This is a genomic window from Bradyrhizobium sp. 134, from assembly GCF_023074155.1.
In the GTDB taxonomy this organism is placed as follows: Bacteria; Pseudomonadota; Alphaproteobacteria; order Rhizobiales; family Xanthobacteraceae; genus Bradyrhizobium.
Genome location: NZ_JADPKX010000022.1, coordinates 18,141 through 31,024, shown reverse-complemented (window position 1 = coordinate 31,024; position 12,884 = coordinate 18,141). Strand labels below are relative to the sequence as shown.

The following is a 12,884-nucleotide window of genomic DNA, read 5'->3' as shown; positions in this document are numbered from 1 at the left end:
GAAACGGCGCTTGAGCTGACGGCGTATGATCACCTGGCCGGCTGCATCGACCCCATGCACTTGAAAGACCGACTTCGCGATATCCAGACCAATCGTTGACTACATAGGCTGCTCCTCCGAATCGTGGGAGCCTTAAACGGCGCCCATTGTTTGGCACTCTCGTGCCCGGGGAGGAGCCGTCCACAGCATCACAAGCGGAGATATGGCCGAGTCCTTTGGCAGCCTTCAGCGGTGCTCCCTCCGCAAGATAGATCTAGACCATTCAACTGCAGGCCGCACCAGCTGCCATCCTCGCGACCCAAGAACCTTCTTGCAGGCGAGAAACCACCAAGGACGCGATCTTTGAACGCTCGGATCAATACTCACTGCAAGTTTAGACAGGCGTGCTGAGCTTTCTATCGCGCCTTCGTTGAAGGCAGCGCTTGCGCAGCGGATCGCTTCAAGTGCCAACATCTGATTCATCCAGGCACGGAGATCAGCAGCGTTGGTCAACCTGGCCGCGCTACTATCCAGGAAATGTTCTATCGCGGCCTTGCGTTGGAGCAGGTCTTGCTCCCACGAAGGCTCACTTGACATATTGGCCGAGTGCGCTCGATACACGGCTTGGTCAGCGGCAATGACCCCGACATCCCCGTGTGCGGCGAGCCGTAACCACATTTCCATATCAGAGGCGTACGGTAGGTCAGCTAAATACCCGCCCAAGCCTTTCTGCAGGCTTGTGCGAACCACGACGGTTGGTGACAGCACAATGTTTTTTGCGCTGCCAAGTGCAATGAAATCAGGGCCGGACAAGATGTGGGTTCTGGATCCCACGCCTGTTCTACGCCGCGAACGCTTCCCCCGTTGATCAAGAACAACCGCGCCGCCGAAGGCGAAAGCGACAGAAGGATGATGGTCCATCAGTTCGACTGATCTCGAAAGGGCACCCGGCAACAGGTAATCGTCCGCAGACAGCAGAAGCATATAGTCGGCTCTCGCCCAGGCGATGCCTTCATTCGCTGTAGCGATGAGACCTTGATTCGAGGTGTGCCTGCGGTAATCGACGCGGGGATCGGAGCACACTAATTGTTGCGCAACTTCCGCTGTATTGTCCGGCGACGCATCATCGATAATGAGCACGCGCAAGTCGGGGCCCGATTGCGTCAAAACGCTCTCGACGCACTCTCGTAGGAAGTGCCCGTACCGGAAGCAGGGAACAACCACGTCTACGGAACTCATTTCGCAACAGATTATCACAAAGAGGGCTGGGTCTGCCTGTCTGAGGAAATCAAATATGATTAGAAGGGTTCCTAGGCCTGCTTTGGGTCACAAGCGGCGGTAGGCTGCAAGCTGGATCGCTGTCCGGTTTGCCTCTGCCAGCCGACATGACACGCTCCAAGCGACTTTCGGGTATTGGCCCATGCAGCGCAGCCGAGCCTTATTCGATCACTTCGTCGGCCCGTATCAGCAACGAGGTCGGCACGGTGAGACCCAGCGCTTTGGCTGTCTTTACGTTGATTATAAGGACGAACTTCGTTGGCCTTTGTACCGGGAGGTCCACAGGTTTGGCACCCCTGAGGATTTTGTCTACATGGTCGCCCGCCTGACGGAATAAATCGGCAGTATCGGCCCCGTATACCGATAATCCCCATCGGCATAATGCCGGAACAAGTAGTTTGCTGGCAGGTGATACTTAGCCGCCAGCGCGATAATCTGCTGCGCCTGGGCATAAGTGAGCGCATCGCCGAAATCAATGATCGCATCGGCGTGTTGGGCGGCGGCCAAGGCAAAGGCAATGTCGAGTTCTTCTGGCTTGGTCGCCGGAACGAGAGGCAGAGGCACGCCGAGGTGCCGGGCTATGCGGGGGATCTCTTCCGCGAAGTACAGCCTTTGCAGTGGATTGTCTGGATTGATCAAAACTGCGATTTTAGATGCGCCTGGAACAAGTTCTCGAAGGATTTCTAGACGTTTTGCGAAGAAGTCGTCGGGGACGTTGGTCGTCACGCCTGTCATGTTGCCACCTGGTCGCGACAGGCTTTGTATGAGGCCGAGGTGCACGGGATCAGCGACACCCACGAATACGATGGGAATCGTGCCGGTCGCCGATTTGAGCGCTACTGCTGCTTGCGATCCTGGAGCGATCAGGATGTCGGGGCGGAGGGCCATCAGGTCGGCGACGGAATCTGTCAGTCGATCTGCGGGTTGAGAAAAGCGATACTCTATGGTGAGGTTCTTTCCCTGTATCCAACCTAGGCTTCGCAGCGCATCAATGAACGCAAACTCGGCTTAATTAAGGGCCTTGCCGCTTCAATCGCCTATGGCGAGAAAGCCGAGCCGACGACGCTTACCTTGCCCCTGCGAAGAACGTGGCGAAATGAGCAGCGCCGCAGTTCCGCAATGAACTCTCGTCGCTTCATTGCAATCCTCGCAGAAGCCTGAAGACAACGACCAAACACGTGATACCACGCCTCAACGCCTCAACGATCGGTGCGGATCACTTTCTGATCTCGGCCATAAACGTCCTCACGTCGGCTTTAGGCTGGCGTCGGCTTCTGTCATGACGCTGTTCGGCTCCCATCCCGAGAGTGTTCAACTCTTGTTTGAATACCTCAAGCAGCTTGAGGTCGGGGCCACCTATGAAGCCTGGCACTAGGTACCCAATTCGCCAAGTTTGCCGCCTTGTGGCCATCCTGCCAACCGCCATGCAACGGCGGCACTTGCCAGGGCCGCAACGAAAACTCGTCGCCTCATCAGCACTGTCTCAGCCGCCGATGGATCACGCACTGCGCCATGCTGGGTGATATAACTCGCATCGTTCAAGTACGTAGCTGTTGGCACCTGGTTGGCTCAGTTCGTCTTGGTGAACTTGTACGTCCCCTTCTTGTGACCAATGACCTGGCTGATGCCATCGAAGTTACTCTTGAGCGGGTCGATGGTGACGACGAGCGCAGCCTGGAGACCTTCAAATTTCCCCGTTCTCCCAGTGATCTTGCAATTGTTGGGAGATCCCGGCATCCGGTCACACTGTTCGAACACTTGATCGCCGTCCTTGTCGATGTAAGTACAGAACCCGTGAATCTCCGCGGTCTTTGCGGACGAATCCGTAAGGCGGCTCAACTGACAGCGTCCACCTATGTTGTTGAGTACAGGGTTTCCAGCCTCGTTCCAGGCTGCCATGGCTTGGTTCATAAAAACAAACTCTCTGCCGCTGCCGATCGACATTGGCTTGGGCGCTGGAATAGGCGTGGCGGTGAATATGACCGAGACCGAGCCTTCCGGCGGCACGCCCTGTGCAACGGCGCTAAAACTGGTCAGAATGGCAACGACCGAAAACAATGCGATGAGTACACGATTAAAAGCCATCGTTCCCTCCCTTTGTGATGGCGCAGAGAACTAACGCGAGCGAGCAGGCTATGCCCTGAGGAAGACTCCTGCAAGAGTTGCAGATCAGCAAACAGTAACCCAGTGTCGCAGGCGGAGCTCAGCAAGCGAGGGTACGTCAGTAGAGCTGATCCACTTGACTGTTTGGGCGAGAAGCTGCCTTCGAGGCAATTTCAGCTACGCGATCGGTTTACCAGCAACAGCGGACATCACGGTGTCTGAGGCGCTCTTCGGCTTAGGGCCGATTTTGTTGCAAAAGTCGGCTGCAATGGATTTAGCCGTTGGGCCTTTCGTTGAGCCGCGCTCTGAAGCACTGGCCCTGACGCATTTTACGCAACTTCGACGCCACGCTACGCGGTGCGCAGAGCCTGAGCCGGTGGCGGTCGTGCGACCAGCGATGCAAACCGCCTCAGATTCTGGGCGATGGCGGCTAGAACAAACTCATCCTGGGCACCTTGCGGGCCGCGCAATCGGAGTCGACCAAGCTTCAGGATGCGCTTCAAGTGTGCGAACCTCATCTCGATCTTTTTGCGCTGACGCCGAGAGAGCTCGAAGCCCTCGGTGCCAGCGAACGACCGGGCAGCGTCTCAACCCGACGAAGGGCTACGGGTTTATTCAACCTGACAACGGTGGCAAGGGTGCAGACCGCTGCATCCGTTAAGGCCGCCGGAGAGTTTCGCGGCTTCTCCGCCAAATCTAACTCGCGAAAAGGCGTACGCGCGAGCCCATACCCTCTAAAGGAGACGACAGAGTAGGCGCGAGCCGATCGGCCCCGGGAAGTTATTGGCGACGCTCAACGCGAGGCTCTCCTCGGTTTCGAGAGCAATTTCTGGGCAAGCGTGACGTCGCCCTGGGCCAAGCCACCTAATGGGACGAAGCAGCGCCGCGGTCGGCCCGGCAGCCGACGGAGTTTGGCCGGTAGACCGAGATCCGGACAGACCGCGAGGCTTTGTCGCATGAAGACCGCCAGCTGTGAACGAGGGGCCGCGAGTTGAGGCGGTAGCCCAAAATGGGAAGCGGGATCGGTCAGCGACGATCTGGACGCACGTGGAGGGGCACGACTTTATCCATGTCGCTGTGACCGGAGCGCCGGCTTTGCAGCTTCACCACCTGCTCGAGTTCGAGAGCCTCTATGGCGAGCTCATCTGCCAAGCGTTCGAAAAGTGCGCGCTTTTGCGGGTCGCTCGATCGCCTGCTCATAAGGGCCAAATCCGCGGCATCCGCACGGAGTTTGTCCAATTTTTCCGTTAGGTCCGCCATGGTATCGGCCCGTCCTAGACCCACCTCGTTATGCGTGACGGGATGCAGGTCAACGGCGGAACACGCTAGGGGTTCTTCGTTAACCGATTGTAAGGCCGACATTCGTGAAGGCCGAGATGTGTGAGCGAGCGCCCGCTAGCTTTGCCGAGCGCGTCTGCGGCTATCCGATCAATGCTTCAGTGCGCACACGTGGTTACGAGCAGCATGGTCCGGCTGCATTGCCAATCGGACCCCAACATTGGTTCATGGACTCCACGAGGAGTACCGACGGCCATAGTAGTACCAGCCGCGACCAGAACAGCGGCCGTCAGCGCGAGCATTCGATACGTTGCCAAGTTCCACTTCATTGCGCTTCCCTCCAGTGGAAGCGCGCAGACTAGGCTCAGGGATACCTCCCGCTCGTGAACTACTTCACAGGGCGCTTCGTAACGGTCATCACAGTCGCGTGCAGCAAGCCTGCTGCGTGAAGCGGCGGCCCTCGATGCGCTAGGCCCCAGAGGCGCAGTCATACGTGATGCTGCAGTGCCCAGAAGGCGATCAGCAGAAGGGCTGCGGCCCCAATTCCCAGCAATAGGAGAATGGCTTCCAGCATGACGAATCAAGCCCGCCCAAGGGAATCATACACATGGGTGAAACTTAGTCATCGTGGACTGGCCTGCCCCGGTCCGATCTGATCAAAGAAAAACCCGCCGGCCTCCCCACCTGTCGTGAGCACCGCATCATCAACCGGCAGTTAAGGGATTTGGAACTATCTTACACGTAAGTTCTTCCGTTCTGAATGGCCACTGGAGGCTAACAGATGACGGATGAACAGCTAGCTCGTCAGGCTGTTAGCGACGCCCAGCGCATTCTGGAAGAATACTTAGAACCGAGGCCCCGGAATAACGAGCGCATCATCTCGGACAAGCTGGTGGAAGTGCTCGAGCGGCCAGATCTTCTGGTCGCTATTCATCGGATGCAGCGCGGCTCGTAGGCGCTCCGTTGCTGGTCGGCTCGTGCGAATTCGAGCCAGTCCTCAGCAAGCTTTAGCCACGGCTCCGCGTCGGCGGACTGACGGGCTTGCGCCGCCCGTTCCCTGCACACCTCAGCAAACTGGTAGAAGCGAAGTACATCTTCCGACATGCAAAATGACGCGACTAGGCCCATCATCCCACATCAAGAGTATCGCCTCTTCCGACACTGTCTGTCGAGTATCTCACATATCATCCCTGATTGGGGTGAATCCTCGCCAATGTGCTAAATGGGCAACCCCACCGGCCCGCAGACGCTTTCAGGTGTCGGCTTTGCCGGTTGCCAGCACCATAGAGGCAGACGCCGCGTCACAACTCAGCAGGTGGCGTACCAGCCATCAGGGAACGGCAGCAGAGGCCATTCGCCCGCGATGTCATTCGCGGCTTCCGGCTCGGCGTCGATTGGCCCACTTGCCGAAGGACGCCACGCAGGAGGCGCACCCGGCTCGCGATCATAGGGGTACTGGTCGGAAGGCCCTGTGCTGCTGAAGTGCATAGACTCTATCGAGGGCATAAGTGCACCCCGCTCTTAATATCTCACAATTAAACGGTTAATTTACCTATTAAATATATTAAATATTTGACTTGTTCAATTACGAAATGGTTGAATAGGTTTGTCCTACCGGCGCCCGTGAGCGCGGTATTTTGAGGCCAGCGACCATGTCCTTGGCATTCCCGCACTGGCTGATGATCGCAGGGGCCCTACTGGTGGGTGACGGCTATATTGGTGTCCTCGTCAGCGGAAAGAAAGCGAACAGGGTTGATCGACCTCCAGGCGAGCCGATCGATGTGCCGGCTTTACCGCTCGTCAACTCGCATGACCCGCAGTAGCTCGCGCGCGTTCCCCCAAGAGCGAGGTTAGCAATGGCTGTCAGAATTGAATGGGGTCCGCTTGCGGCGATAACGAACGTCCGCAACGAAGCGTGCAAGGCCCGAGACTTCATCATCCAATCCCATGATGGACACGTGCAGGGGCAGATTGTCGTGCCTGACGACGCCGATCAGTTCGTGATGGGGGCATGTGAAATCCGGCTTCTCGAACTGCTAAAGGATGCCGTCAAGGAACTGGAGCGGTGAAAGCGCCGAAGATCGCAGCACCAAAGCGTGTACTCAATTTCGGTACACGTGATCAAAGCGCCCGGCCCGCCGGCGCGAATCGGCGGGCCCTGTCCAGCCACGCCTACACTCTCAGATTACCTGCGGACTGCTTGTCCGATCGCTCACGATCAAGCGCGCGAGGAGGTTTTCAGCGATCTCCATGCAAGCGGAATGGTCTCTCAGCAGCGTGTGAAGAAAGTCTTCGGGCTTTGCTCCGCTCATGAAAGGCAGTTCACTGTCGCGGGCGAGCGGCTCGACGTAGAAGCAAAGCTACCGCACGCGCCTGCCGCCGTCGTCATCCGTGCCGACCTAGCGTCCTCGATGCCGAGCTTGCAAAACCAGCGATAGGCGAGGTTCGCCTGCACTTCACGGCAGATCAGCCCTTCAGAGCGGATCGCAACGACATACCCCACGACCAGCATCCGGATCACCAGTTCCGGATCAATCGACGGGCGCAGTGAGATGCAAGGTGACCGCGAAGCCAGGACAGATCGAGAGTAGCATCGATCTTGCGCACCAAATGATCTTCCAGAACCTCATCGACACGACGAAACTCGTAGAACAGTTGACCTTGGTTACCCTTCAGACGGCCATCATAGATCGACCTCGCCGCGATTCGCGTCAGCACAACGGAGTCCCGCCTCGCGCCCTGTCTCAACTGGCTTTTGCAGCAAAATCGGCCAATAACGGAAGTCACGTGGACTGCACCTACCCCATACTATCGCCAGCGATAAATGCCTAACGTGAACGGGTTCACAAATGGACGAGAAGGCCAAAATGTAACCGCGGACGATACGCGAGACCGGGCGCTTAGTGGATGTGCGCTAGTGCGATCGGCAGGTCAGGAGAAAAGCGTCGAGCATCGACGCCACCGCGCTTTCCAACGATCCCAAAAACGATTAATCTCCTCTTCACGCAACTAGGAAGCCTGATCGGAGAATAACCCACACGATAAATTAGATGGAGGGACCAATGGCGAAGAGAGCGACTACGCTCGGCGGTGGTGGACCAGTGAAGAGAGCGATTACGCTCGGCGGTGGTGGACCAGCAGCAGGGCTGCACATCGGGGCTCTGGAAGCTTTTGCCGCTGCCGGTATAACCTTTGATGTATGGGCGTTGTCCTGCATCGGCGCGTGGGTTGGAATCGTCTACAATCAATTCGATGACGACGAAGACAGGGCCAGACTAACCTATCAGTTCTTCAAGGATGGCGTATTTCGAGACGACGAAAGCTATGAGCGCTTTCCGATCAATACGGTGTTCGGGCCCGATTGGCGCGCTAACATGAAAGCTCTGAGTAAGTTCGTAACGGATTCCGATAATTACAAAGATTTTGTATGGGACCCGTACAGAATGGTGGATTCGTTTCAGGAATCCATGTCGCTCCTGCTCAATCGCATGAAGGACAGTGACGGGAGGAAGAAATACGACAAATTGGACGAGGGAGATATCAATGGATGGATTCTCAATCACGGGATGGCCCCGAATCCCTTCATTCGCTATCTAACATCCATGATGTACTTGTCCAACGTCACCGGACTTTCAAGGATCAACTATCCGAAAAGCGAATTTATGAAGCGCATCAAATTCGAAAACCTATTCGACAAGAAGAAGGGAGGGAAGGAAGGAGAGGAGAAAGAGAAGAAGAAGCCATTTATTTTTCACAATGCGTGGAATCTAGATGAGCAGGAACTCGCGTTGTTTTCAAATCGTCCTATGCGCGATAGGTTTTATCAGGGGCCGATCGACGCATCAACTTTGTGCGCATGTTCGGCTCTTCCCTTCGTCGAGGAAACTGTAAAGATCGATGGAGACACGTACTGCGAAGGAGCGCTGGTCGACACCGTCAATTTCGAAAGCTTGATAGACGAGGAAGATCCTGACGAGATTTGGGTGATGCGGATTGTCGATGCGAAGCAAGTCCGCAAGCCGGACAACCTTCATGATGCCCTAGCAAATCTCTGCCAGCTGTTTGCAGCAACCGTCGGTGAGGATGACGTTAAGTTGTTCAAATATCACGTCCAGTATGACAAGCCCGCCCCTGGGAAGAAGCCATGGACCGGTACGGTCGTTGAGATTCACGTGCCGGCGGGCATTAATTTCAAGTGGAATCATAGCAATCTGGATAAGGGGCGGACGCTGGGAAGAAAGGCGGCGGAGGAAGCAGTCGCCGCGTATCAGGCGAGGGATAAAACGCCTTTTGCCGAAAGCGAAAGAGTTCGGTTCATAAACGAGAGGAAAGACGACAAAAGGGGGCGGTATATCGAGAGGGAGCGGCTGGCAATCGCGATTGCCGAAGCGAAGGGCACGCGCGATCAAAAGCGTTGGTTAGAAAGAATGGAATCGTGGGTTGATGCTGCGTCGGGAAAAGAAGTCGAGTCGGACGAGACTGGCAAATATCCGATAGGCGCCATTCCTTTTCCCGACTTCGCACTACGCGTCCCCCAGGTGAAAGCGATCTACGACCGCCTTGGTGCGCCAGCCTCGCGTTTGGAGCAGTTGTAGTTCGTGTCACCGCAACCGGTCGAGCAAAGCCTTTGCCTGCTTTAGATCCTGTGTGTCGAAGCCCTCGGTGAACGAGGCGTAGATCGGCGCGAGGACGTTGAGCGCTTCATCGCGTCTGCCCTGATCGATCCACAGAGCGGCTAGATCCGTTGCGGCGCGGAGCTCAAGCGTCCTGGCGCGTTGGCTTCTTGCCGTGCTCAATGCCCGGTCGAGCAGCGCCTGCGCCTCGGCTTCAACGCCCGGTCCGCCGCGGGCGACCAGCACCCGTGCCTTCAGCCGATACAATTCGGCCTCCAAAATTCGTTCGCCGTTTCGGTTCGTTGTAGCGAGGCCGTGCTCGATCAATTCCAGCGCCGTCTCGTAGTCGTGACCAATTAGCAATGGCGGACACAAAAGCACGTACAGCGCGGTGATGGCCAGCTGATAACCTGCGCTACGATATTCGTCCAGCGCGGCACGGATCTCCCCGAGTGCGCTGGGTGAAGGTTCGAGCGACGCCGCGCATATGCCCCGAATAGCGCGCGCCAAGCGCCATTGCCGGAATCCATGCTCCTCCGACAGGGCGATACAGCGTGCGGCATGACCTTGCGCAGTCAGGAACTCGCCGCGAAGAGCGTGAAGAATGCATGCATAGTAACAAGCATACGCCTGCGAATGCGGATGACTGATGGCGTCGGCACGCTGAATGGCGAAGTTCACTCGCGTGAGTGCCGTATCAGCGTGGCCGAGCAGCCAGAGCGCCCACGACATCAACGCCAGGTCAGCAACGCCGGCGTCCTGGCCGGCCACACGTGCCGCCAGCCTATCCCCTTCGCTGCTCGCCTCAAACGCATCGTAGGCCCGTTCGATCGCTTCATGGGCACCAGTGAGACGTCCCATGAAAAGGCGGATCATCCCCTGCCCGCGCATCGCATTGAGCAACGTCGGTCGATCGTCGCGCGCTTCGGCGAGTTGCAACAGGGCGGCGATCGTTTCCTCAGCCACCGGCAACTCACCGCGCATTACGCTCGCGGTGGTCAACCAGAACATCACCTGGAGTTGCTCGGGAGGGTCTCCAAGGCGCTCGCACAGCCCACGCGCGCGGGCAAAGGTTGCCATCGCCTTGTTCGAGGCTGGTCCTTGAGTAGCGATCAGGCAAGGCCCGAGAGCGAATTGGAAGTCAAGTTCCAACCTGTCCTTTCGCTCGCTGTCGGGCAGATGGCCCGAGGCCTCGATACCTCGTTGCAAGTGCGCGATGGCCTCAAGGTTGGCCGAGCGCATGGCGGCCTTCTTGCCGGCGCGCAGCCAATATGCCTCCGCCCTTTGAAACAGCCCGGCCTCCTTCAGATGGTGCGCGAGAGTTTCGGGTTGAGTCTCCACAATTTCCGGGAATCGTTGCTCGAAGGCGTCTGCGATGGTGGCATGCAGCGCTGCGCGTCGGCTCTTCAGCAGCCCCGAGTAGGCAGCATCCCTGACAAGCGCGTGCTTGAAGGTATAGACCGCCTGGGGTATCTCGCCCCGGCAGAATATCAACTCCGACCGAACCAACTGGGCAAGCGCCTCCTCAAGTCTCTCTTTTGGCAACCCGGCTACGGTGCTCAGCAGTTCGTAGGAGAACTCGCGACCCACCACAGCGCCGATCTGAGCCACCTCCCTCACCGGAGCCAATCGATCAAGCCTCGCCATCAGCGATGCGTGCAAACTCGTCGGAATCGCCATCGGGGGCAGAGGACGGTTGAGGACGTAGTGATCGCCCTGCTCATGCAATAGCCCGGTTTCGAGCACAGTCTTGGTCAGTTCCTCGACGAACAGGGGCACGCCATCGGTCCGGGCAAGGATCTGGTCCATTACCTCTTCCGGGAGCGTCTTGCCGGCGGTGACGCGCTCGATCAACGCCGCCCCGTTGCCTCGGTTTAGCCGCGTGAGCGAGATCGTCGTTACATGCGCATGACCTGGCCACGGCGGCGTGAACTCTGGCCTCGCCGTGATGAGCAGCAGCACACGAAGGCGGGGTAGCTGTTCCAACGTCATCGTGAGCAGCTCCAGCGACGTCGGATCTGCCCAATGGACATCCTCCACAATGACGAACACGGGCTGTCGCGCCGCCAATAGATTGAGCTGAGTCAAAAACGCCGCCAGTGTCATCTCCTTGCGCTTCTGCGGGCTCAGCTCTGGAATGCGGTAGCGCTCACTGGTTGGTAGCGACAGAAGGTTAGCTAGAGGTAGCAACACGCGGTCGGCATCAGCCCGCACGAGCAGAGCCTCGAGCTTAGCGAACTTCTCTGCGGGCGGATCGCCTCGCTCGAACCGGGCAGCGCGTTCGAGCTGGCGGGTGAAAGGATACAGCGCACTGTTGGTGTGGTGCGCCGAGCAGAACTGGCGCACCGTGATATGCGGTCCGCCCTGGAGCCGCTCCTCAAGCGCCAGCGCAATGTGCGACTTGCCGATACCGGGCTCTCCGATGAGCATCACCCCGCAACCTTCGCCACGCCTGGCGTGCTGCCAGCGACGCAAGAGCATCTCGATTTCCTCGTCACGCCCAATTGGCGGTGCCAATCGGGTTTTGTGCTGTGCCTCGAACCGGCTTTCCACTTCGGTTGTTCCCAGAACCTGCCAGGCTGGCAGTGGCTCCGCCCATCCTTTAAGCGCGACAGGGCCGAGATTGCGGAATTCGAAATGCCCATCAGTGAGCCGGTGCGTACTTTCGGAAATCAGCACGGTACCGGGATTGGCGAAGGTCTGCAGGCGCGCAGCCAGGTTCGGCGTCTCGCCAATGACCGTCTGCTCTTGAGCTGAACCTTCGCCGGTCAAATCGCCCACGACCACCATACCGGTAGCGATGCCAACGCGAACCTGCAGCTCGGTGGCGGGGTCTGTCCGGAGGCTAGCTACGGCATCGACAAGCGCCAGCCCGGCGCGTGTCGCCTGTTCGGCATCATCCTCGTGCGCCTGGGGATAGCCGAAATAGGCGAGCACGCCGTCTCCCATGTACCGCGCGATAACGCCTTCATTCCTGGCAACAACCTCTGCGATGCAGCGGTGATAGGTGCCCATTACGGCCCGCAGGTCCTCCAGATCAAGGCGGGCCGAAAGTGCCGACGAGCCGACCAAATCGCAAAACATGACTGTAAGCTGACGCCGCCCGGCGTGATCCGCCGACGCCGGCTTAGCGCCGACTTGAGGCGTTCGCGGGACCTCTCCCTGAAGTTCTACGATCGCGCGCAGCATCTTGCGGCGATGCCCAAGCAGGACGCCCAAATCCTTTAGATCCTGCTCCGTGAGATCTCGAACCACCGAGAGGTCGATGGCGTTTTCGCGGAATCGATCGGCGTACTCGCCCAAACCGATCGATGCCAGCCACTCTGCAACACCGGTCATGTTATACCTATGGCTTATACAATTCAGAATAGCACATGGGAGAGCCTTGCGAAGGCACATCTGTCGACGAAGCGCCGATCGCCGGACTGCTCGCGCAATGTAACCAGTGGCCACTGCATAAAAGAGACGCTTCCAAGCGCGATGTCTGTTGGGGGGCAAAGGGTGAAGAACTCAACCTGAGCAAATCTAGTCCGCTGTGCCACTGAGCGGACTTAATGAAGTGCGCCGCTACTTCTCTAATGGGCCAGCAGGCGACGTTCGTTAGCTGGCATTGCGACCGCCAGAGAAAGGCCA

The 12,884-nt window shown here is 57.9% G+C and carries 10 protein-coding genes and 2 pseudogenes; 4 read left to right on the top strand and 8 right to left on the bottom strand.

Going from position 1 to position 12,884, the window contains the following annotated elements; genetic code table 11:
* Positions 1 to 225: 225 nt before the first annotated feature.
* The 6 genes and pseudogenes from IVA75_RS07895 to IVA75_RS07875 all read right to left on the bottom strand — a co-directional run bounded on the left by IVA75_RS07895 (position 226) and on the right by IVA75_RS07875 (position 4,620).
* Positions 226 to 1,218, bottom strand: a complete 993-nt coding sequence (locus IVA75_RS07895; RefSeq protein WP_247282101.1) for a glycosyltransferase — start codon at positions 1,216 to 1,218, stop codon at positions 226 to 228.
* Positions 1,219 to 1,417: 199 nt separating this feature from the next.
* Entirely contained in the window at positions 1,418 to 1,561 is a 144-nt protein-coding gene (locus tag IVA75_RS40050) for an ABC transporter substrate binding protein (RefSeq protein WP_346658414.1), read from the bottom strand.
* Positions 1,562 to 1,566: 5 nt separating this feature from the next.
* Complete coding sequence (locus IVA75_RS07890; protein ID WP_346658413.1) at positions 1,567 to 2,202, bottom strand: ABC transporter substrate-binding protein; 636 nt, start codon at positions 2,200 to 2,202, stop codon at positions 1,567 to 1,569.
* A gap of 624 nt (positions 2,203 to 2,826) precedes the next feature.
* On the bottom strand, positions 2,827 to 3,342 hold the full coding sequence (locus IVA75_RS07885; RefSeq protein WP_247282100.1) for a hypothetical protein: 516 nt from the start codon (positions 3,340 to 3,342) through the stop codon (positions 2,827 to 2,829).
* A 368-nt stretch (positions 3,343 to 3,710) separates the two neighbouring features.
* Positions 3,711 to 3,938, bottom strand: a pseudogene (locus IVA75_RS07880) (transposase); the annotation flags it as partial.
* A gap of 448 nt (positions 3,939 to 4,386) precedes the next feature.
* Positions 4,387 to 4,620 carry a hypothetical protein gene (locus tag IVA75_RS07875; protein WP_247282099.1) on the bottom strand — a complete coding sequence of 78 codons (234 nt, stop codon included), beginning with the start codon at positions 4,618 to 4,620 and terminating at the stop codon, positions 4,387 to 4,389.
* A gap of 799 nt (positions 4,621 to 5,419) precedes the next feature.
* Between IVA75_RS07875 and IVA75_RS07870 the strand changes: the two genes are divergently transcribed.
* The 3 genes from IVA75_RS07870 to IVA75_RS07860 all read left to right on the top strand — a co-directional run bounded on the left by IVA75_RS07870 (position 5,420) and on the right by IVA75_RS07860 (position 6,707).
* Complete coding sequence (locus IVA75_RS07870) at positions 5,420 to 5,593, top strand: hypothetical protein (RefSeq protein WP_247282098.1); 174 nt, start codon at positions 5,420 to 5,422, stop codon at positions 5,591 to 5,593.
* 697 nt (positions 5,594 to 6,290) lie between these two features.
* Entirely contained in the window at positions 6,291 to 6,461 is a 171-nt protein-coding gene (locus IVA75_RS07865; protein ID WP_247282097.1) for a hypothetical protein, read from the top strand.
* 33 nt (positions 6,462 to 6,494) lie between these two features.
* Positions 6,495 to 6,707 (top strand): hypothetical protein, encoded by a 213-nt coding sequence (locus IVA75_RS07860; RefSeq protein ID WP_247282096.1) that lies wholly within the window; start codon positions 6,495 to 6,497, stop codon positions 6,705 to 6,707.
* Positions 6,708 to 7,042: 335 nt separating this feature from the next.
* On the opposite strand, the pseudogene IVA75_RS07855 reads toward IVA75_RS07860, so the two are convergent.
* Positions 7,043 to 7,314: pseudogene (locus IVA75_RS07855) on the bottom strand (transposase); the annotation flags it as partial.
* A 386-nt stretch (positions 7,315 to 7,700) separates the two neighbouring features.
* On the opposite strand from IVA75_RS07855, the gene IVA75_RS07850 reads away from it, so the two are divergent.
* Positions 7,701 to 9,233, top strand: coding sequence for a patatin-like phospholipase family protein (locus IVA75_RS07850; protein ID WP_247282095.1), 1,533 nt, complete (start codon positions 7,701 to 7,703; stop codon positions 9,231 to 9,233).
* A 6-nt stretch (positions 9,234 to 9,239) separates the two neighbouring features.
* On the opposite strand, the gene IVA75_RS07845 is transcribed toward IVA75_RS07850, so the two are convergent.
* A complete protein-coding gene (locus IVA75_RS07845; protein WP_247282094.1) occupies positions 9,240 to 12,590 on the bottom strand; it encodes an adenylate/guanylate cyclase domain-containing protein in 3,351 nt (1,116 codons plus the stop codon).
* Positions 12,591 to 12,884: the final 294 nt, after the last annotated feature.

What these genes read in the sequence shown, in the direction of transcription:
- IVA75_RS07895 (WP_247282101.1), bottom strand. Translation starts at nt 1,218, where the DNA reads ATGAGTTCCGTAGACGTGGTTGTTCCCTGCTTCCGGTACGGGCACTTC.
- IVA75_RS07885 (WP_247282100.1), bottom strand. Translation starts at nt 3,342, where the DNA reads ATGGCTTTTAATCGTGTACTCATCGCATTGTTTTCGGTCGTTGCCATT.
- IVA75_RS07875 (WP_247282099.1), bottom strand. Translation starts at nt 4,620, where the DNA reads ATGGCGGACCTAACGGAAAAATTGGACAAACTCCGTGCGGATGCCGCG.
- IVA75_RS07870 (WP_247282098.1), top strand. Translation starts at nt 5,420, where the DNA reads ATGACGGATGAACAGCTAGCTCGTCAGGCTGTTAGCGACGCCCAGCGC.
- IVA75_RS07865 (WP_247282097.1), top strand. Translation starts at nt 6,291, where the DNA reads ATGTCCTTGGCATTCCCGCACTGGCTGATGATCGCAGGGGCCCTACTG.
- IVA75_RS07860 (WP_247282096.1), top strand. Translation starts at nt 6,495, where the DNA reads ATGGCTGTCAGAATTGAATGGGGTCCGCTTGCGGCGATAACGAACGTC.
- IVA75_RS07850 (WP_247282095.1), top strand. Translation starts at nt 7,701, where the DNA reads ATGGCGAAGAGAGCGACTACGCTCGGCGGTGGTGGACCAGTGAAGAGA.
- IVA75_RS07845 (WP_247282094.1), bottom strand. Translation starts at nt 12,590, where the DNA reads ATGACCGGTGTTGCAGAGTGGCTGGCATCGATCGGTTTGGGCGAGTAC.